Annotated in this window: 22 protein-coding genes; 6 read left to right on the forward strand and 16 right to left on the reverse strand. The window is 54.2% G+C overall.

Translation table 11 applies throughout. The annotated features are described in order from the left end of the window. Positions 1-3: 3 nt before the first annotated feature. From V5735_RS22805 to V5735_RS22820, 4 genes are all read right to left on the reverse strand, one after another. On the reverse strand, positions 4-684 hold the full coding sequence (locus tag V5735_RS22805) for an IS6 family transposase (protein WP_423746947.1): 681 nt from the start codon (positions 682-684) through the stop codon (positions 4-6). Between the two features lie 335 nt (positions 685-1,019). Beyond that, complete coding sequence (locus V5735_RS22810; RefSeq protein WP_423746948.1) at positions 1,020-1,592, reverse strand: TetR/AcrR family transcriptional regulator; 573 nt, start codon at positions 1,590-1,592, stop codon at positions 1,020-1,022. A gap of 139 nt (positions 1,593-1,731) precedes the next feature. Next, complete coding sequence (locus tag V5735_RS22815; RefSeq protein WP_423746949.1) at positions 1,732-1,953, reverse strand: hypothetical protein; 222 nt, start codon at positions 1,951-1,953, stop codon at positions 1,732-1,734. A 182-nt stretch (positions 1,954-2,135) separates the two neighbouring features. Beyond that, positions 2,136-3,194 (reverse strand): WD40/YVTN/BNR-like repeat-containing protein, encoded by a 1,059-nt coding sequence (locus tag V5735_RS22820; protein ID WP_423746950.1) that lies wholly within the window; start codon positions 3,192-3,194, stop codon positions 2,136-2,138. A gap of 215 nt (positions 3,195-3,409) precedes the next feature. Between V5735_RS22820 and V5735_RS22825 the strand changes: the two genes are divergently transcribed. Further along, positions 3,410-4,048 carry an NAD(P)-dependent oxidoreductase gene (locus V5735_RS22825; RefSeq protein WP_423746951.1) on the forward strand — a complete coding sequence of 213 codons (639 nt, stop codon included), beginning with the start codon at positions 3,410-3,412 and terminating at the stop codon, positions 4,046-4,048. 275 nt (positions 4,049-4,323) lie between these two features. Here V5735_RS22825 and V5735_RS22830 read toward each other — a convergent pair whose 3' ends face one another. Further along, positions 4,324-5,028, reverse strand: a complete 705-nt coding sequence (locus V5735_RS22830) for an NAD(P)-binding oxidoreductase (protein ID WP_423746952.1) — start codon at positions 5,026-5,028, stop codon at positions 4,324-4,326. Positions 5,029-5,339: 311 nt separating this feature from the next. Between V5735_RS22830 and sod the strand changes: the two genes are divergently transcribed. The 3 genes from sod (at position 5,340) to V5735_RS22845 (ending at position 8,269) form a co-directional block, all read left to right on the forward strand. After that, positions 5,340-5,942 (forward strand): superoxide dismutase, encoded by a 603-nt coding sequence (gene sod, locus V5735_RS22835; RefSeq protein WP_264783125.1) that lies wholly within the window; start codon positions 5,340-5,342, stop codon positions 5,940-5,942. Positions 5,943-6,112: 170 nt separating this feature from the next. Next, positions 6,113-7,198, forward strand: a complete 1,086-nt coding sequence (locus V5735_RS22840) for a WD40/YVTN/BNR-like repeat-containing protein (RefSeq protein ID WP_423746953.1) — start codon at positions 6,113-6,115, stop codon at positions 7,196-7,198. 75 nt (positions 7,199-7,273) lie between these two features. Further along, positions 7,274-8,269, forward strand: a complete 996-nt coding sequence (locus V5735_RS22845; protein WP_423746954.1) for a WD40/YVTN/BNR-like repeat-containing protein — start codon at positions 7,274-7,276, stop codon at positions 8,267-8,269. 140 nt (positions 8,270-8,409) lie between these two features. On the opposite strand, the gene V5735_RS22850 is transcribed toward V5735_RS22845, so the two are convergent. The 11 genes from V5735_RS22850 to V5735_RS22900 all read right to left on the reverse strand — a co-directional run bounded on the left by V5735_RS22850 (position 8,410) and on the right by V5735_RS22900 (position 18,890). Beyond that, the gene (locus V5735_RS22850; RefSeq protein ID WP_423746955.1) at positions 8,410-8,793 is read right to left on the reverse strand and encodes a DUF6220 domain-containing protein; all 384 of its coding nucleotides are present in this window, start codon (positions 8,791-8,793) and stop codon (positions 8,410-8,412) included. A 138-nt stretch (positions 8,794-8,931) separates the two neighbouring features. Further along, positions 8,932-9,264, reverse strand: a complete 333-nt coding sequence (locus V5735_RS22855) for a halocyanin domain-containing protein (protein ID WP_423746956.1) — start codon at positions 9,262-9,264, stop codon at positions 8,932-8,934. A 460-nt stretch (positions 9,265-9,724) separates the two neighbouring features. Next, on the reverse strand, positions 9,725-10,978 hold the full coding sequence (locus tag V5735_RS22860; protein ID WP_423746957.1) for an MFS transporter: 1,254 nt from the start codon (positions 10,976-10,978) through the stop codon (positions 9,725-9,727). A gap of 700 nt (positions 10,979-11,678) precedes the next feature. Then, entirely contained in the window at positions 11,679-12,059 is a 381-nt protein-coding gene (locus tag V5735_RS22865; protein ID WP_423747233.1) for a DUF2255 family protein, read from the reverse strand. Positions 12,060-12,251: 192 nt separating this feature from the next. Beyond that, positions 12,252-12,653, reverse strand: a complete 402-nt coding sequence (locus tag V5735_RS22870) for a (R)-mandelonitrile lyase (RefSeq protein ID WP_423746958.1) — start codon at positions 12,651-12,653, stop codon at positions 12,252-12,254. Between the two features lie 390 nt (positions 12,654-13,043). Further along, complete coding sequence (locus tag V5735_RS22875; protein WP_423746959.1) at positions 13,044-14,192, reverse strand: MFS transporter; 1,149 nt, start codon at positions 14,190-14,192, stop codon at positions 13,044-13,046. A 52-nt stretch (positions 14,193-14,244) separates the two neighbouring features. Then, positions 14,245-14,469: a hypothetical protein gene (locus V5735_RS22880; protein WP_423746960.1), complete on the reverse strand. Its 225-nt coding sequence runs from the start codon at positions 14,467-14,469 to the stop codon at positions 14,245-14,247. 214 nt (positions 14,470-14,683) lie between these two features. Further along, the gene (locus V5735_RS22885) at positions 14,684-15,448 is read right to left on the reverse strand and encodes an SDR family oxidoreductase (protein WP_264783115.1); all 765 of its coding nucleotides are present in this window, start codon (positions 15,446-15,448) and stop codon (positions 14,684-14,686) included. 133 nt (positions 15,449-15,581) lie between these two features. Further along, positions 15,582-16,259 carry a helix-turn-helix domain-containing protein gene (locus tag V5735_RS22890; RefSeq protein WP_423746961.1) on the reverse strand — a complete coding sequence of 226 codons (678 nt, stop codon included), beginning with the start codon at positions 16,257-16,259 and terminating at the stop codon, positions 15,582-15,584. A gap of 418 nt (positions 16,260-16,677) precedes the next feature. After that, positions 16,678-17,436, reverse strand: a complete 759-nt coding sequence (locus V5735_RS22895) for an SDR family NAD(P)-dependent oxidoreductase (protein WP_423746962.1) — start codon at positions 17,434-17,436, stop codon at positions 16,678-16,680. Between the two features lie 917 nt (positions 17,437-18,353). Then, the gene (locus V5735_RS22900) at positions 18,354-18,890 is read right to left on the reverse strand and encodes a DUF7342 family protein (RefSeq protein ID WP_423746963.1); all 537 of its coding nucleotides are present in this window, start codon (positions 18,888-18,890) and stop codon (positions 18,354-18,356) included. Positions 18,891-19,136: 246 nt separating this feature from the next. On the opposite strand from V5735_RS22900, the gene V5735_RS22905 reads away from it, so the two are divergent. Together V5735_RS22905 and V5735_RS22910 are read left to right on the forward strand one after the other, a co-directional pair. After that, on the forward strand, positions 19,137-19,523 hold the full coding sequence (locus V5735_RS22905) for a hypothetical protein (RefSeq protein ID WP_423746964.1): 387 nt from the start codon (positions 19,137-19,139) through the stop codon (positions 19,521-19,523). 239 nt (positions 19,524-19,762) lie between these two features. Next, positions 19,763-20,569 (forward strand): hypothetical protein, encoded by an 807-nt coding sequence (locus V5735_RS22910; RefSeq protein WP_423746965.1) that lies wholly within the window; start codon positions 19,763-19,765, stop codon positions 20,567-20,569. The last annotated feature ends 2 nt before the right edge of the window (positions 20,570-20,571 follow it).

Genomic DNA, 20,571 nt, shown 5'->3' on the forward strand with positions numbered 1-20,571 from the left:
TGTCTAGTTAAGCTCCTCCTCGACAGGGGTTCGGTTTTCAAGCGATTGATGCGGTCTCTGATGGTTATAGTAATGCACAAACTGTTCAAGCCACCGCTGGACGCTCGGCCGACTGCCCACCCACGACGTATGGAAGCGGTCGATCCGCTGTTTGAGCGTGTGAAACCACTTTTCGATCAGGTTTCGTTCGGTGTAGTCGAGCCGACCGCTCAACCCAATTCGAAAGAGGGCAGTCCGATAGCCGTAGCCATCAACGAGAAACACAGTGTCAGAGAGATCGTGTTTCTCGGCCAATCCAGACAGAAATGCAGCCGCTTGATCGGTCCCATGCCGACCAAACACTTTAATATCGAGCAGTAATTTTGTGTCTGTGTCTATTGCAGCGTATACCCAAGACCATTCGCCATTAATTTTGACAGCGGTTTCGTCCACCGCGACCCGCGTCGGCGTCGCCGACGGCGGGTCAGAAACGCTGTCAGATACTCGACGAACCCATTGAAAAATCGCCTGGTGCGACCGCTTTACGCCGAGGAGTGCAAGAATTGCTTTTGTTTCTCTGAGTGAACAACCGGTCGCGTGGAGCCGGACGGCGAACGCCCTGACGGGCGTTGCCGTCCGCTCACGCTCCCAACATTCAAGCGTAGCCGTGTCTAAACTCTCTCTGAGCAGGTTTGAGAGGAGCATTAATCACTAACTCTTCGACCTGCTCGTCCTTATCTAGACAGTGCCACCTGTTTCAAGATGCGTGATTTATTCTATAACAGAAGTAGAACGTACGACTGCAGCGAGGTCTATTTTTCAAATTCACTCGATTGTGGAGATTGACTTCCTGTGGGCAGTATAAGCAGAAGTGGAACTGCCCCGGTACCCTCAATGTTTTCAGCCGTGTGGGGAGATTGCCGACATACTCGTCAAACCAGATAGCGGTGTGGGCTGCTTTGACGAGGCTTAGTGCAAGGTGTTAAGCTCTCGTTAGTGATGTTACCACCAAACTCTGCCACCGGAGCTTCGGTAGTAAGTTAATCTCTGTCTGGTTCGCGAAAGAGTTGAGGGAGAATGATGGCATCGAGTATTTGACGTCCATTCTCGACTGCCTCATCATCATCGAGACATACCTTTCGCATTCGGGACGTAGAGATGACAGCAAGAATCGCGTTTGCAAACATGTCTGCATCAACTTCTCGAAAATCACCCTCTTGGATACCTGTCTCGATGATGGCAACAAGAATCCCTCTGAGATGGAGGTAGTTCTCCATAAGTAATTCTTGGTGGCGTGGGTAGTGATGTGCCTGTGATCGGAGTTCGATGAGCGCCGTGACAAATGCCCAATGATCGAAATCCTCGATGTCTGGTCCATAGAAAAATTCCTGAATGTAGCTGTGGAGTTGCTGCTCGGGGTCGACATCGTCTCCGACCGCAATACCACGCTCATATTCTTCCAGCAGATACTTGAGGACAGCTTCGATGAGGTCGTCTTTTCCGTCGTAGTAGTGGTTGATGAGCTGACGGCTCTTCCCGAAATATTCGTCGATGTCTCGTACCCGGAGACGACTATATCCGTGTTCACACAGTGCACGAGCGGTCGCTTGCATCAAGTCCTCGTAGGTGTCTTCGGGAATCTGTGGTCTACTGGTCGTCGTCATATTCAATTACTATAACTTGAGGTGGTTGCCCCTGATAACGGTGTGGGATATTCAGTACCATCACTTATCGGATAGATAAGACGGGCGCTCACACTCCACCTTTTAACTCGTCCCATAGCAAGGGGTACTTCTCGATTCGTTCCCATCCCTCCGTCTCAGTCACATCCTCCTCGACAATCACGAGGCCGGTGAAGTACTGGTCCAGGACTTCGCGTTCCATTGCGAGCGGTGGAGAGCAATAGTCTTCCTCAATCCACACAGCCTCTCCCGTATCTGGGTCGAAACGTACGTTGTTCAGAGATTTGGTCATTGCGTGACCGAAAGGATTCATCTGTTCGATTTCACCCTTGTCTAGCCGCCTTCGTAGGTCAGAAAGCCGGTCAGATATCGGACGGGCACGAACGAATCGATTGGCCATATGTAAATTACGGGTTAGATGATGATAAGCGTGAGACACACCGTCGGATGAGGTGTTCAGAGAGTCCTGACCTATTAGATTACAGATAGCCCAGTGGGGCCAACGTTGGGTCCTCGACGACCGGGGAACTCGGAAGCTATCTCTTCCCACTCGATATCGAGCCGGTCCCACGTTCTTCCCGTATCATCCGACCGGAATATCCCACGATCTGTTAGAGCATAGAACACTCCCGGCTCGTCTTCATTCGTTGTGAGAACTGGAACACATGTCTCTTCTGCATTCGGCAGGCCTTCGCGACACTGTGTCCAGGCTCCATCGGAGTCTCGACGGTAGATGTACGACTCAGAGATTTTGGGGACGTGTGCCGCTTCCGGACTCTCCGCTGCACTCACGAGAACACGATCAGGATCTCCGGGATCAACGGCGAGTCCCCACAAATACTGATGTTTCAGGCCATCATTCGGGGTCCCCCATGTCTCACCGCTATCCACACTCTCGTAGTACCCTTGTCCAGGGAAAATAAACCCTAATCCATCGGCAGCATAGATTCGCCCCGGAGCATCGGCATGCAGTGCAAACTTGTGGGCATCACGAGGACTACCAGGAATTCGATCGTTCCATGTCTCACCGCAATCAGACGACTGAACGAATGCACCTTGTTCGATCGAGACATATACTCGTTCGTAGTCGTTCGGGTCAGTCTCGATCCAGCGAACGTGATGAGTCTCGGGTCGTGGCGGATATGACCAATCTGGTTCAGAGCGGAGGTCGGTCAATCCTGGCTTCTCGGTCCACGTTTTTCCGTCATCCTTTGAATAATAGATCGCAGTTGGTTCCGTTCCGACCCAAACTCCGCTCTGCCCTTCAGAACCCTTTGCTTCGTCCAGAGAGACCGCTGTGATTCTCTCGTGAGCGATTCCCTCTTCTATCCTTGACCAGGTCTCGCCACCATCTGTCGTCCGCCACAGACCATCTTCCGTGGTTCCACAGAAGGCGAGGTCTGGGTCTTTGGGATCAGCCACCACAGCACGTGGATATTTGCCATGTAGGGCTGTCTCTACTGTCCATTTGTCTCCCCTTTGCGTCGCCGTTATGAGCTGATCGGACACTGTTGCATAGAACCGTTCTGCCATACCAGTACTGTAGGTACCAGAATCCAAGTAATTTTCCATATGGAAAACAAAGAGCGAAGCTGGACGGTTGCGATGAATTTGCACAAGGTACATAAGTCTGTTTTCCGAATGGAAAATCAGTTATGACCGGACGGCAATTCTACCAGCAGGGATACCACCGAAGAGATAGTGGTGCTGAGGACAGAACATGCACAAATACGAGTGAGATGAACTGAATGATGAAGGTAGTAGTCTTCGCAGCCACGGGGCGAACAGGACGGAGGGTGGTCAAGCGGGCACTTGACGACGGCCATCAGGTGACGGGAATCGCCCGAACACCCGCAAAACTGGATCTGGAACACGAATCGCTCGACCTCAAACGAGGCGATGTCCTCGACTACGAATCCTTCGCCGATTTGCTTCAAGGCCAAGACGCTGTCATCTCTACGATCGGCAAGGAGAGCTACCTCAGTCGCGTGAGCCTCTATTCTGAAGGCATCACGAACATCACACGTGCGATGAAGGATCATGGGGTCTCACGTCTCATAGCAATAACGTCGGGTGGTACGCATCCGGGATGGGACCGGAATAACGCCCTTTTTTATGAGGTACTCATCAAGCGCATCCTCTTACGTGGAGAGTATCAGGATATGCGGCGCATGGAAGCGATTATACAAGATAGCGATTTGGAATGGACGATCGTTCGACCGTCTGGGCTTAATGATGACGACGGAGCCGGAAACTATCGGACAAAAATCGGGTACAGCTTCTCGGAGAGTAGCACAACAACCCGGGATGATCTGGCCGAGTTCATCGTCGAAGAACTTGAAAATAACCAGTTCCTCCGAGAAGGGGTTGCTGTTGTGACCGTCTGAATCCTTATAATGCACGCAGGAGAAGAAAGCTGGCCGATGCCATCTCCATTTTTGATGGCGTTCGGGCAATCCTTGTCACCGCATGGTCCGCTTTAAGTGCTCGCTATGGATGGAAATCACGGAATTTCGACTTATCCGAAGACGAATGGTATCTCGTCCATCGATCAGAAGACATTGCTCGCCTCTCTCCCGATGATTTACTCGACGCGCATCAGGCTGCCCTATTCGAGGATATCGCACGGCTAGTAGCTCAGATTGACAATATCTCTAATTGCTCACGAACTGCTGTCGTCCCATTCGATTTCGACGATACCCCGAGTCCGTCCGCGCAGTTTGGTCCGGGCGACTATTTCGAAGACCCGGTTCGTTGCGTCGGGTGTTTCGAGGGCGGCGATCATGAGTTGGGCGACGTCAGCACGCGGGATCGATCCGGCGACCGTCGGCCCGCCCTCCCCTACGACGACATCTCCGGTCGCGGGGTCATCGGTCAATCTGCCAGGTCGCAAGATCGTGTATGTGAGGTTCGAGGCCATCAGGCGGCGCTCTCCCTCGTTTTTGGCGTTAAGAATCCGCCCAAGGATTAGTCGGAACCAACCCGGTGCTCCCGACTTTGAAGAGCCGACACCGATCGCGGATGCGAGCACGAACCGAGAGACGTCAGCCTCGCTCGCAGCGTCGACAAGGTTCCGGACGCCAACCCCATCGACGAGATCGCTCCAAAAGACCGATGGTCGCGGTGAGGCACCGACCGCACACAAAACTGCATCGCAGTCCTCAACAGCATGTCGAGCGTCAGTTGAACGCATGAGATCGCCGATTACGACTTCGTTTGCACCCATCACTTTGAGCGTCTCGGACTTTACGGATGAACTCGTGAGCGCAACGACCGTGTAGTCACGCCCGCGCAACATCGAAAGCAGTTCCCGACCGGTCCCCCCGCTTGCTCCGGCTACCAATACGCGATCGATTTGATCCGCCATATAGGTAGTCTCTAGCGCTTGAGGGCGAAAAAACGTACTGACAGATGAAACTCCGAATCTAGAATGTGGACTTTTGCCGAAGGAACGGTCTGACCTTCAATAGCTGATTTATCGACGAGAGATTATCGAGAACTGAACAACAGTCGTAACAGTATGTGATTGATTCGAGTTCTGATCGAATCCTTCTGGTTCACATGATTCACAGCGTCCAGCTACTACCCTAACCCGAATTCGTGTTCGTCAGTCTACCGGATTGAATTTCAGCAAGGATTTAAGTTCGTTTGCCACTTGGAAAACGATGGGACAAACCCATGACTGAACACGAACTACCACCGCTCCCGTACGACTACGATGCACTTGAACCGCACATCTCCGAGCAGGTACTCACGTGGCACCACGACACCCATCATCAAGGCTACGTTAATGGATGGAATAGCGCGGAAGAAACCTTAGAGAGCAACCGCGAGTCGGGTGACTTCGGGTCGACCGGCAGCGCGCTCCGAAACGTTACTCACAATGGCTCCGGCCACATCCTCCACTCTCTGTTCTGGCAATGCATGAGTCCCGAAGGTGGTGCAGAGCCAACTGGCGATCTCGCCGACCGTATCGCCGAAGACTTCGGCAGCTACGAGGCGTGGAAGGGCGAATTCGAGGCTGCCGCGAAAAACGCTTCGGGCTGGGCGCTCCTCGTCTACGACTCGTTCTCGAACCAGCTTCACAACGTCGTCGTCGACAAACACGATCAAGGTGCACTTTGGGGGAGCCACCCGATCCTTGCACTCGACGTGTGGGAACACTCGTACTACTACGACTACGGTCCGGCGCGCGGTGATTTCATCGACAACTTCTTCGAAGTCGTCGATTGGGAGGTGCCCGCTGACCGCTACGAACAAGTTGTCGAACTGTTCGAATAGCGAATCCACGAACCCACCCACATTGGAGTATCGCGCGCACACTATCCGCTCAATGGGGAAGATTTCACCTCCTCAACTTCGCTCCTCACTGCAACCACGGAAGCTTCCAGCGAGCTCGGCGATGTTGAGTGAAGTAAACCAGACCCAGTAACTGAAACAACGACAATCACATGACAACCCGAATTTACGCCGCATTGGACTACGCATTGCTCGTGGTCGAAGAACGAGATGGGAACTGGGACGTCAACCAATACTTTGATGGCGATGAACGGCCGTACGCTGTCGCCGTCGACCCATACGCTCCCGAGCGCGCGTACCTTGGGACGTTCAACGATGGACTGTGGCGAACAGTAGACGGTGGCGATTCCTGGTCACAGATCGGTTCCGATTTCTCGTCGTCACGGGTCATGGCGGTCGCCGTCGCTGCAGAGGACCGACCAGAGGAGTACGGAACGGTCTATGCAGGAACGGAACCGAGTGCGGTATACCGGTCAGATGACGGGGGCGACACGTGGAGTGAGTCCCCCGGTCTCACGGATCTCGATTCGGCGACAGAATGGTCGTTCCCTGGCCGCCCTGACACCCACCACGTCCGTTGGATCGAACCTGACCCGAATGATCCCGAGCGACTCTACGTCAGTATCGAAGCTGGAGCGGTTGTGAGGACCAGCGACCGAGGTGAGACATGGGTTGATCGAGTACCCGATGGACCATTTGATGCACACACGCTGGCAACGCACCCAGATGCACCGAATCGAGTATATGCCGCTGCGGGAGATGGTATGCTAGAGGAGGGCCACGAATACAGGGAGAGTACCGATGGTGGTGAATCATGGAAATATTCCCCGGAAGGCATCGAACATCACTACGGATGGGCCGTTGCAGTCGATCCTGGCGACCCAGACACACGTGTTATAGCGACCTCACCAGGTGCGGGTCGAGCGCATGATATCGAAGACGAAGCGATTCGAACGCACGACGAACCCAATGACCCATACTCGGTAGCCTATCGACGACAGGGCGAGGAACCATGGCAGCGATGTATGGATGGCTTTCCGGACCCATCCGGGCTCTTCGTGCCAGTTCTCGCGACGATACCCGATGAACCGGGTACGTTTTACGCCCTGACGAACCGTGGCCTCTATCGATCGAATGACTCCGGGAAAACGTGGGACGGAATAGACATATCCTGGAACGATAAGTACCGTGAGCAACAGCCACGATCCGTCGCTGCGACCAGTATTCAAAATGAGTAAGCAAGTCGAAAAACATCGTTTCCAGGAGAACGCCCCCAACGAATACCCTAGAAACGACCACCAATCACCAGTACCATGACAGTGTTAATCGGAACATCAGATGGCGTCTATCGGGCTAGTACTGTCCCGTTCGAGACTGTAGAGCAGGTTCTCGATGCAGGCTTCGTTACCGAGATACGAGCCTTCGATACCTCGGATGGAATATTCGCGGCGACGACGTCGGGGCTGTACCACTCTCCCGATACTGGCGAATCGTGGACTGATCTGGAGGTCCCAACCGAGTCAGTGTGGTCGGTGTGTGCAACAGCAACAGCGGTGTATGCAGGGACAGCGCCAGCGCACCTGTATCGATCCACCGACCGTGGCCAAACATGGTCCGAAGTGAAAACGCTCCAAGAGCAACCGTCACAGTCGAAGTGGACTGCCCCCGGTGATATCCCCCCTCGACTCCGTGCGCTCGGAATTCACCCGACTACCTCCGAAAGACTGGTGGTCGGCATCGAGGCTGGTAAACTTCATCTAACCAAAGATGGAGGCGAGAGTTGGGTTGAGCGGGATGACCCGGTACCAGACGACGTCCACCATGTGCACATGATATCTCCGGAAGAGTTCATCGTCTCGACTGGGTATCTGGGTTTAGACGGAATGCAATCAGGTGGCCTCTATCGCACGGAAGATTGGGGTGAGGAGTGGTCCCGCCTCGATACGGGTGACCGACCGTATCTCCGGAAAGCAATCACTCACAACGACCGCCTTTACGCATCTGCAGCACGTGATGCACCACCTTCCTGGAGTGGTGGTGCGGACGCGGTACTGTACGAATCGTCTGACTACGAATCACTGACACAAGTGACGTACCCCGGTGGGCCGGAGGAAGTAATCGACGCGTGGGCCGTCATCGATGGACAGGTGGTCGCAGGGACGGTGTTCAGCTCAGAGGAGGCTGATCGAACAGTCAATATGAGTACGGCTGCTGGATCGAGCGGAAGCGTCTTGCAACGAACGACAGACGGCGAATGGCAGCACGTGGGGAGCGTTCCTGCCGGTATCCACGCACTTGCTTCTCTCTGAGAAATTGAAAGACGTGACTTATTCAGAGCTCCGTCTTACACCCCTCTGAATTCACCACTCCCCAGTGTTTTTGCGTATTAGTCGGCATTTCCCGTATGGGATTCTTCTGTCTCTAGGCACAGGAGGAAGTCAATGTGCCTTCACGCTGAGATATCTCTCCATTCCCAGGACTCCTTCGCCATCCAAAGCGTTAGGAGTGCGATGACAACAGCGTTAACGGGATGGATCGCCGCAACGAGCGAACCGAACGCCTCAGCCGTCATATACTGGATACCAATGAGCAAAAACAAGACGATGGGCGCACCTTTCAGCAACCGCGAAAATTGACCGACGAACCCGAAGATGAACAGCGGGACGAAGAGAACTTCGATGAGATGAACGAAGGTCGTGTGGAGTTCCCAGTGACTTGGGTCGATGAACACGGCCATGCCGGCGATATACGTCTGTGCGAGAACGCCAATAAAGAAGAGGACTGCGGCAATGAAATACCCGTATCGTGCTCCGGTGACTCGTCTTGAGGTCATTACTTAACTACCTCGAATCGGTAACCGAGAGAGCCAGTATCTGCTGACACTTTATTTTCGGGGACTGAACAGGCACTTGCAAGGTGGTTTCTGTTTTTGAAACAGCTACGTGAGTTGGGGCCTAACAAAGTCATTGTTTTATTTTGAAGCGGTGTTTTGTTGGTCTTGGTCATTCGAAACCACGATAGCTCCTTTCATTCCCATCGAGCGATGGGGCTCACAGACGTACTTGTAGGTCCCTGCACTGTCGAACGTCGAGTTGAACGAGTATCCCGAAGTCTTCGTTTTCGGCTCACCCTTCCAGTTCACCTCCTCGGGTTGGTCTGTCGGGAGAACGTTGTGAGCGTTCGAAACCCACTTGAAAGTCACAATCGTCCCTGGAGTAATCCGGACGGCTGGTGGTTTGAAAGCATACGGACCTCCGTTGCCATCGGCACCGACTGTGATCGTTACCGCGTCTTTCCCAGTCATGTCAGTAACTCCACCGTAGTTGCCAACGTTTCCGAAGAAACCACCAAACTTGTCACTCTCACTACCGCCGCTCTCCCCACCGTTGGAAGCGCAACCAGCGAGCAGACCAACTACCGTAAGACTACTCGCACCCACGATGAATCGTCGTCTCGACCCCTCCCATTCCGTCTCCTTTCCCTGAGAAGATGTTTCCGGAGAGCGACATTGAGACTGGTGTGTCGCCCAGTCTGGTGACGTAGGAGTGTCATTCTGGCCTCTTCGCGTGGCGTTACGACATTCCTTTTCTGGAGATTCGATTCCCCGACAGTTGTTGGCGTGCAATTGAGAACTGTCGTACATTGTAGTCCTTGGTTTTCCATATGGAAAACAAGTGTAAGTACCTGTTGAAACCACTTTGAGAAGTGCAATGTCGTCCGAGTCCGCTTCGATTTCAATAATATCCGGATCGTTCCCAGTCCGCTTAATCGGTGGTCGAAACTGTGGATTTTGACGTCGGCTCTTCGACCTGAGTCGACACGAGAACGACTCCGATCGTTGCAAGTGCCCCACCGAAGGCAAATGGAGTAATAAATCCGTATCTGATGAGAAACCCGGACGCGAGTTGCCCGAAAGAAATTCCGAGTCCGAACGCAACCGTAAGGACGGAAAGCTGTGCACCGGATTGCCCCTTTTGAGCCAAGTCGCCAGCTAAAGCAAGTGCAGGTGCAAAGACCATTGCCCCACTCACCCCCTGAAGAATTCGAGCCACGATCATCTGCCACGGCTCGACAACGACTCCTTGGACGAGAGTAGTTGGAATGAGGAAGGCGAGCCCTGCGATGATGAATAGCCGCCGTCCAACGCGATCACTGACCGACCCGACGATTGGCTGTGTGACCGCCAGTGCTCCGATAAACGCTGCAAACTGTATCGAGAAGAGAATCGGCCCCTGACCGAGCCGGTTATTCACTTCCGGTTGTATCGGCGCTAACAGCGCGATGCATGTCGACATGGCGAGGGTAGCCAGTCCCAATGTGAAAATTGGATCCAGCAGGTGACGACTTGTCGGATCTCGAATGGCGAGAGCAACGTCGTCACTTGTCGGGGCAGTTTCCTCTGGATCGGAGACCAACACGTGGACCAACAGAATGCTCACTAGCGCGGCAAATGCTGCCGTTGCAAACGCGGCATGGAACCCACTCAACTGAATATCGTTTCCGATCGGAAGTTGATACGGTCCACCTTCGACAATGATTCCAGCTGCGAGTGGTCCTGCACCGAATCCCGTGAGCCGGAAGGCGTTGTAGATACCCATGTTCCCGCCACGATTCTTCGATGCGCTCAACTCGTTCACGAGCGCAATACTGGCAGTGATTGTGAGAGCGGCGGCGACGCCCTGAACCATTCGAATGAACATCAGACTCACATAGCTCCCAGCAATGGAGAACGCAACGTCGGTGAGCGCGAGTATACTTAGCCCAACAATGACGAACAGCTTTCGTTTCCCTGCTCTGTCCGATAGACGTCCAGCGATTGGCTGGACGACACTACTGACGAGCCCAAAGAGAGCGAGGACAAGTCCTGAGACGAATGCCTCGGTGAAGCCGAATGCTTCCCCTGTAACCGCACCACTCGCGACATAGAGTGGGAGAACGACGATGAGAAATGAATTTCCGACTGCATCGGCCATGCGAGCGATTCCGAGCGCGACGACGCGACGATCTGTCTCAAACATATCCGACATCACTCCGAGCCAAATCGGTTCGCTCAATCATCGTGTGGTTGCGCCTTCGGGGAGGAGCTAGATAAGCATTTGCCAGATGGAAAACATAGGCCGACCCGTTGGAAAGTGAGTAACGGGAGAAAGTAGCCTAGTTCGGGCGGCATCACCCACGTTCAGGATAAATCGAGTAGATTAAATCGTCAACCCAGTCTCTCTCGTGATGACCGAGATACGAAGTGAGAAAGTGACCCCATCGTAGTTCTACCAGTGCATTACGTGTGTCTTCGATAGGGGTATACAGCAGTACACGCTGAGAGCAACAGGCCGGTATAAAAGATTTGAAGAGGTGCCAGTGGTGATGCCTACCACGGTTCCCTCAACTACGATGTACTTTGGCCCCCGGTTTGGCGGCCGTACATCCCACGGCTAGGATGTAGTTTACCATATGGCAAACAGAGGTATAAGCTCATTGGTAGTCAAAGAGATAGGTGATACTAATGAATAGGGCGATAGAACGGATGTTGCTTGTAGTTTCATCGTTCAAGCGACGAGCAGTCCGTCGCTAACGAGTGCTGAAACGGACTGATATCTGCTGACATTTTGTGAGAAACAAAGACCCGAATACAACTCGTGAGAATTCCGTGTCATTTGTGACTCAACTAGCCGCCAACAAACGGAGGAACTCGGCATGATTGCGAAGCGTACTTGGCACTCAGATACCGGGGTTCCGGGGCATAATCTCAATCGTAGCCGAGCGTGCGCGGTCACTGATCATCGCGCTCAGATACGAACTCCCCTCGTACTTCTCTCGGTAAGCCTCGTCGATGCGGTCGTTGATCGCTCCGTCGACCGACTCGAAGGTGACCTCCTTCGTCATGCCGGCGGCCTTGATTCGGCCCGCGTTCTCTCGGATTGCGGCCTGATACCAACTGGAGTTCTGTCCGTTGTAGGCACGCACGTAAAGGGAATCGCCGACCCGGACGGACCAGATCCACGTCGGACTGCCGTACGTCTCACTGTCCCCCCGGAACGGTGCAATATGTAGGTCATCAGATTTAGCTATCTCGCTCAGTTCGTCGCATGACCATGCAATCACGGTCGCTCCTCCCAGTCAGTACGGTATTGCTCGATGTTCGACGCTCCGGGTCTCTTTCTTCTGTGTATCCGTGTTTCCATGATCCTGCCCCCCTATTGGTCAACTCGGTAATTCATCTCGTTGGAGGCTCAGCGAAACCGGTCGTGTGAAGAGGGATTCTCTCAGTTCCACGGCCAGTGTTCGCTCGAACTATTCGGCTCCTCCGTATTCGTCGTCAGTGACGTGCTCCAACCACGTGACGGCTTCTCCATCCTGCTGTTCCTGGATGGCGATGTGCGTCATGGCTTTCTCCGGTTGCGCCCCGTGCCAGTGCTTCTCGCCCGCCGGGAACCAGACGACGTCGCCTGCACGGACTTCCTCGATCGGGCCGTCTTCGCGCTGGACGAGGCCGCAACCGCTCGTAATGACGAGTCGCTGTCCCAGCGGGTGAGTGTGCCACGCGGTGCGCGCGCTGGGTTCGAACGTCACGCTCGCGGCGGCCGCGCGGGCATCGTCCTCCGGGTTGAACAGGGGGTCGATCCGAACGTCGCCAGTGAAGTAGTCTTCGGGTCCTTCGGTCGACGGTAGAGAACGGCTATCTGTAATTTCCATGTATTATCCTCATCCCTATTTGGCCGTCCTGCAACTTTGATTTGGTGCTATCTGGAAAGCCTTTTTAAATAGAGGTTGTTGTGGAGGCTGTTCTGGAATCACTGACCCACTGGTGTCGTACCCCGATAGAAAAGACCTACCCCGAGGATAGTGACGACGCTCAGTGCGACGAGTGGAACCACGTAGCCGCCGGTCACACGGTCGAGGACGCTCACAGCGAGCGGTCCGAGGAATGTGGAGATAGTCATCGAGATGTTGAGCAACCCGACGGTTGCAGTCGCGTTCCCGGGTCCTCAGCATTGCTCCCTGCAACTGGATCTCTTGAAGGACCTCCACCAAGAAGATTTGTGTGCAGTCGCTCTTTGGACCACGGCTAGTGTACGATCGGTGCTAGCTGAATAGCATATTTAGGTATCCACGGTCGTTCTCAGGGGCGGTCCCCCAATGGAAGAATGCGACCCCGGCGGCGGTGACGACACCGAGCACGACTAGAGGGATGGTGTATCCGCCCGTGAGAGCGCGGAGCGCGCTGACAAAGAGCGGCGAGAGGAACGCCGCACCGGCGACGGCGAGATTAAGGAGACCGACGGTCGCAGTTGCGTTCTCAGTCCCGAACCGCGAGAGGACGATCGGCGTCCAGAGTGCGGCGAGCGTGCCGTTCCCGATACCGAAACCGACGAGCACGACGTAGAGAAAAAGGCGCGACTGGACCACGGGCAGTGCAACGACGCACGCGGCAGCGATTGCGACAGCGGTCGCGAAGACCGTACGCAACCCGACCCGATCTCCGATGAATCCACTACCGACGCGGGCGAGGATGCTGACGCCGCCGACAATACCGAACGCGGTCGAGGCGACATCGACGCTGATACCGTTCCCAGTGAGGATGTCGACGAGCTGGGAGGAGAGGACGTAATACCAGCCCCAGAGAACGCCGTATCCGACGACAGTAGCCGAAAACGACTCATTAGCGAGTCGCGACCGGAGTCTCGTGAGGTCGACTGTAGTCGGGGACTGCGCCTGGCTTGGCGGTCGTCGGTAGACGAAACTCGACGCAAGAACGACGAGCGCGGCCACGCCGACGACGACGGTGAACGCGGTTCGGAGCATCACGCGGTCGAACAGCCAGAGCCACACGAACGGAAAGAGGAGGACGCCGAGTCCGTTGCCCGTCATTGTGAGACCCATCGCACGTCCTTGATAGACATCGAACCACTGTGGGACGAGCGAGACAACGATGACGAACGCGGTGCCGCCCGCCATCCCGAGAAGTGCGAATGCGACTACGATACCGGTGTACGAGTTAACGACCTGAAACACGGCAGCGACGACCGCCAGACCGACGCCGGCCGCCGCGACGACGGGGCGAAGCGGGAATCGTACGGCGATCACGCCGAAGAGTCCACCCGCGGTCATGAATACTGCAGTAGTAATCGAAAAAACTGATGATGCCTGCAACCCGGAGAGGCCGAAGGCGGTGGTGAGTTGTCCCACGTAGACGGTAAAGGTGAAGATGGTTCCCCAGATGAGAGTGAGCATACAGACGCCAAGGGCGACGAGAACCCAGCTTCGCGTAGAGTCAATGGCTTGCTCACGCGCCATAGGTTCCTCTGTTGACTAACACGTTTATTCGACCGAATCGATCCATAGTGAACTGGGTTGCCGACTCGGCATCATGAAGGCTCGTAAATTCTAGCTCCGTGACCAGTAGAATATCCCGCTCGCCGGTCGCCTCGGCCACAGTGACAGTCTCCCGACCGGTGGCCACCACTGCATGTCCTGCGTCTAAGGCGGCTATTGCGAGTTCGACACCCATGACGCGATTCGCGCCTGTAATGAACCAAACCCGCTTGTCGACCGCGGATTCGGAAGTTGAAGACATTACCCAATAGAAGGGTGTCGTTGAGCATAGGATTGGTCCTATCTAGAGAGCGTGTTTAAGTCAGTCTGTGTGATGAGCGGGGTATTGGGCAGTCGGTCTTCGACTCAGCGGAAGAAGCCGAACAAGGAGGATTGAGAGAAACGTGAGACTACGGCTGGACTTGGTCGAGTGGTCGAATCAGAACTTCGTTGATGTCGACGCGCTCCGGTTGCGTGACGACGAACGTGATTGTCCGAGCGATGTCCTCGGGCGCGAGCGCGTCCATCGAACCGACGTGCTCTTTGACCCCCGCCTGAACCTCGTCGTCCGGAATATGGTCGAGGAGTTCAGTATCGACCGCACCCGGTTCTATGGTGGCGACGTGGATTCCGGCCTCAGCGATGTCGAGTCGGAGCGAGTCACCGAACATCTTCACGCCCGCTTTGGTCGCATTGTAGTGGGAACTGTTTGGCTGGAGGAACCGACCGACGACAGAGGAAAGGTTGACGATGTGTCCGCTCTCTTGTTCCATCATCGTCGGAACGACAGCGTGCGTGAGTTTGATGAGCCCACTGAGGTTCACATCGATTGTCGTCTGGAGCGTTTCTCTGTCTGCCTCTGCGATGTGTGCGAGCGGCATGAGACCGGCATTGTTGACGAGGATATCGATACCACCGTACTCCTCAAGTGTGGTCTCGACTAAGTTGTCGATATCATCGTCGTTCGTGATATCAGTCGCAACGACGAGCGCTTGGCCGTCATTGCTCTCGATTTGGTCTGCGAGATCCGTGAGTTCGTCTTCTCGCCGGGCAGCGAGTACGACGCTCGCCCCTCGTGAGGCGAGCGACTCAGCGGTCGCACCCCCGATTCCGGATGATGCCCCGGTGACGATTGCGACCTGTCCATCTAGCTCCGAACCGAATTCTCTTGACATCGATTAAAGGGAGGTCCGTCACGGGTTTCGAAGTTATGCTATTCAGAAAGCCTCTTTAAATACTGTTCGTGACCGAGCCCAACTCTTCGAATATCAACGATAACAACGACGAAAAAAGTATATGAGTTTGATACTATCTCGAGAGGGAGTCTATCTGCGGCTGTGAACCGAGCGCCGAGGTGAGGAGTTGACGCTCACCGCGGCGGAGAAGGCTCGACAGAGAGGGCTGTGAGATGTCCATCTCTTCAGCGAGTTCTTCAGTGCTGACCTGACGCGGGCTTTCGTAGTACCCTCGACTAATCGCCAACTGGAGTGCCTCTTCTTGTCGGTGAGTCAGTCCGTACTGTGACGACTCATCGTCTTCGGGGGGGTTCTGCGAGATGGAGACCAATTCAACTTCGATTCCATACTCTTCACAACGGGTTCGCATCCCATTGAACGCATTATAGTTCTGGAACAGCTTCTTTTCATACCAGCCGTCAGGCGTGACGACCGTTGGTTCGACTTGGCTCGCAGTGAACCGTTCGGGAGCGAATGCATCTGCAACGACTTTTTCCAGTTCGATGGTGAGTTGATAGACATCCTTGCCACTCGTTTGTCCGATTGGCGTCGTTTCTACGACTTCGTCGAGAGCTGAAAGCTCATCTTCGGAGATATCGTCGTTCGGATCGAAGTAGACGGTAAAGACTCGAGCAGTTCTTTCGCGACAAAGCCCATGAACGCACTCGACTTGGTTCGAGGGAATCGATTCGGCGAGATTGACAAGCGGAAGCGAGAGCGAACGGATGACGAATTCCGTGGTGATTGTCATAGGAGATAAATATGTTCTTGCAGAGGTTAACCTTCTGGGTTAGCGGGTTGTTTGTAGGGTTCGGTAGGTTCGTACTTGGTCGTTCCTTCCACTGTATTCTGATTTCCCTACTAGGCTGGACGTGCCCACATCACGCCTACAGCACCGCTTTCTGTAAGCACATTAACCGTCGAAAATGCAACCGACGACAAAACCACGAACCGCATTCTCTTCGAAGGATGGCAACAATGCTGAACCTGAAACCTGCGATTGCGATGGCCTCGGTGGCTTCCTGTGCTAGAAGAGAGCGCGAAAATAAATTGTAACCAATTGCCAAACTTACTCGTTCTTGTTTTACAAATTATTAAAAATCCAGCCTTGAACTCAAATTGAATATTACTCGTTAACGAACCTCTTCAACCAATATGGAGTACTAGTGTTATTCCATACTGTTGCCGCCATTAACTGGCGTATAGGTACCAGTCAAGAATTGCGCGCCTTCACCAGCGATCGCTGCGACAGTCTTTGCAATATCATCGGGTTGAGCAACCCGGCCAAGTGGTGTCGCCCGCGAAACCCCTGTCCGAACGTCTTCATTTAGCCGGTCAGCAGTGGCGTCAGTTTCAACGAGACCCGGCGAGACCACATTTGCACGAACCCCGTGTTTACCATACTCTTCAGCAACGTATTTCGCAAATGCGTTCAATCCGGCCTTTGCGGTGCCATGTGCGGCAAAGCCTCTTTGTGGCGATTGGGAAAGCCCCGAGGAGAGATATATGAGCTGACCACCATCAGATGCAACCATCTTCGGCAAAACGGCCTTCGAGCACGTGAAGGCAGCTTTGAGTTCCGCATCTAATTTGTCGCTAAATTCGTCCCATGTGAGTTCCACTATTGGTTTGGTCGCAAACGGCATATTGGCATTATTGACGAGTAGATCCACACTGCCCCACTCGGCTTCGATTTCAGCGATCATCTGTTCGACGGCATCAGTATCGGTCACATCTGCTTGTACTGCCATTGCATCACCATCACTAGCCTCGATATCAGCGACGACTTCAGCAGCTTCTTTCTCACTTGTTCGGTAGTTGATCACGACTTTCGCACCACGTGAAGCGAGTTCGCGTGCCGTAGCAGCACCAATACCGCGGCTGCTTCCTGTCACAAGTGCAACCGATGAATTTAGGGTTTCAACCATGCGTCGAAAATACCTCTTGATGACTAAATACGCCTCGAAACCAGTAGAGTTCACTACTAACAGAACAGCGAAAACACACGGTCCCATGAGTATCCACATCGACGACAACGGTCAGCAGGTGCGATAAGATACGACCCTACGACCGGCGAGATCACGGCGCAGCGTTCATCCGCTGGACAGACGACCCCACGACACCCATGTTTGCGATCGCAGATGCCGCCGACATCGAAGACACGTTCTTTGAGTCAGACGTCGCGAGCCAGAATCGTGATTGGGTGTGAGGGGTTGGCTTTCGCTATGATGGCCATCGCATCGACTTCCAGAGTGACGGCTAGATTGTAGTGTACAACGTTGCGTAGGCAGGCGGAGCGAGTTCTTACGGGTGGAGAATTTACCGCATTGAGGACGAGTATGTCCACGTCTGCTTAGTGCAAAAAGCGGGAGTAGGTTTGTAAGGTGGTCACATGCTCTGCCAGTGCTAGAGCGTTTTTGATGCTAACTCCAGAGGGTTTCGATCCGTTCAACGACATATGCAAGCACAATTGAGAGGACATCGCGATAGTCGCTCGGAAAGTCTGCTGCTGTCGCCTGTCCTGCATTCGGGGAGGGCTGAAAGTGCGTTCGTCCGACTGACTTTGGATGTCGGTCCCATCGGCACTCCCATTGTGTTCCATCTTGCCACTCTTCACTATAATGGATGGAAAAATCACCGCCAATATACCATCGGATGTCGAGTCGAGCACCCTGAATGTGATCAGGAAAGAGGGATCGATCATACTCCGCGCCAAGGTTCCGAACCCGGTTTGAAGACGGTTCAAACGTCACATGTTTGAACCGGTCGTCCTGTAGTAATCGCCCTCGAATTGCCCGCAAAACGTCCTCATCAAGGGGACCAGTGTCAGTTTCGTCCATCCAGACTACCCAACGATTCCGGCACCACCGAGTGCGTCTCGGTCCTTCCGCGCACGTTCGAGAATCCGAAGGTCACGACGAATCGTTTTCCAGTCACCGATGTCTTCCCAGACCGTCTCCAGCGAATCATAGTCTGCTTCCGCCAGCGCGTCGATCTGTCCTGGGTCAGCAACACCGTACTGCTCACGATACGCTTGCTCTTCTGCAACGAGGCCCGAAAGCTTCGTTTCGAGTTCAGCATCGGTGTGTTCACGGCGCAGCTCGTTCGCACGAACCCACTCGAAGTAGGCGTGATTTCTCTGGTATTGTTTCGGCCGCCCATCAATTGGTTCGACAATTCCGCGGGCGCTCAACCATTCTAAGTGTTCTCGCGCAGCTCCTTCTGAACAGTGAGCGCGGCTCGCAACGTCGTCAACGGTTGCTGGTTCGTACAATTGGATGGCTGTGTCGTAGACACGATCACGTGTCGAGGATCCCTGATCCCATCGCTGTCGCTCCTTCTCAATAGCATCTGTATCATCTGGATGACCGGGATTGGACATATGCGATCCTTCGTGCCCGAAGAGTATATATTTGACCCCTAGGAGAATATATTGATCTAGATTGCTGCCGAACGGGGTCAACGACTACTCGAAAGAACATCGATCGTGTCGAGTTTATCTCGTTAGTATGCCATAGCTTCTGGGCCCATATCCTGATTTTCATAATACCTTAGTGTTAGTGAGAATTGAAACAAAAGCCGACACATGGGGTAATTATTAACTAGTCACGGCATAAGATAATATCAAATGGAAACGTTCCCAATCGCCGGCCAGATTATCAACACCAAGCTCATCTTTAGTCTGACCGCCCGCGACATTGGCGAAGCACTCGTCATTCCGTTTCTCGGCCTCGGCATTGCCCAGAGTCTCGGCGCTTCAGGTGATCTCTTTCTCATCGCGACCGGCCTTGCGCTTGCCCTCGGTGTCGTGATCCTCCTCATCACGCCTGCTGCACAACGGCCGCTGAGCTACGCACGGGCCTGTGTGCACTACTACTTCGGTACCACGACCTACCGAAATCGCCGAACGCGACCCGCCACGGAAACGACGAAAACCCAAGATGTGGTTGGTGTCCGCCACGCTGGCCTCGACATCGAGACGATCGAAGCGGAAGATGACGACTCCCACCAGTAATCACCATGGATTCACCACCGCCTGCTACCGACACCTCGACAGCCACTACTGGACAGTCAACCAGTCGAGACGGAGCCGAAACCGAGACGACCGAACCTGATTCTACGACTGCAACCGACGGATCAGCCACAGAGCCATCCCCTGACGGTCCCACAGTACGGACAGCGCTCGGGATAGCCGATCACGCATCCAAAACCGATGCGGAACGGCCTGAATCAGATTTGGACGTCCTCCGAGCGATGGATGCCGCCCTCGAAGCAATTGACACGGACCTCCCAACGGCTCGTGAGGAAGCACGAGCTCGTGACCAGTTCCACCTCGAAGACAAACTCAACAAGCAAACGACGACACAAGCCCAGCTTGGCTTTGACTACGTTCGTGATGATGGCATCGCAGTCGACGGCGAAGACTATATCGGACTCGTGAAAGTCAAACCCCGGAACTGGCTGACGCTCAACTATGAGCAACGCCGGCAGGTGATGAGCGACTACATCTCGTTTCTGATGGCGCTCGACTGGTCGATCGCTATTCCCTGTTATCCCCGGGAGTTCGACCTCGGTGAGCACTACAACAAGTTCATTCGCGGTGGCACTAGCATTGCTGCACGAGGACAGTCCCCGATCCTCCAGTACGGACGTCGCTACTACATCCAGTGGGCCCAGGACAACATCGACGGCTCTGGGATCAAAACGCGTGATTACTACATTGTCATCCGCGTCAACGCCGCACAGGTCACGACAAACCTGGATACTGGAAGCGTGCTCAACCAGCTGAGTACGCTCCCGGTTATCGGATCTGCCGGCGCGAACATTCTCAAACGCCTTCCGTGGGTCAAGAACCACGAAAAGGCAGAAACCGAGCTGTGTATCCGCGAAGTACACAATCGCCAACGGCGCGTCATCGACAAGCTTGGCCGGACGGACGTCACGACTGAGCTCGTCAGCACTCGCCAGGAGACGATGGAGATTCTGTACCATTACTACAATCACGTGAAACCAGAGTTCGACAAATTTGATCACGCGACATTTTCAAAGGGGGAGGTCTAACA

It is taken from the genome of Haladaptatus sp. SPP-AMP-3 (assembly GCF_049568665.1).
Classification (GTDB): domain Archaea; phylum Halobacteriota; class Halobacteria; order Halobacteriales; family Haladaptataceae; genus Haladaptatus; species Haladaptatus paucihalophilus.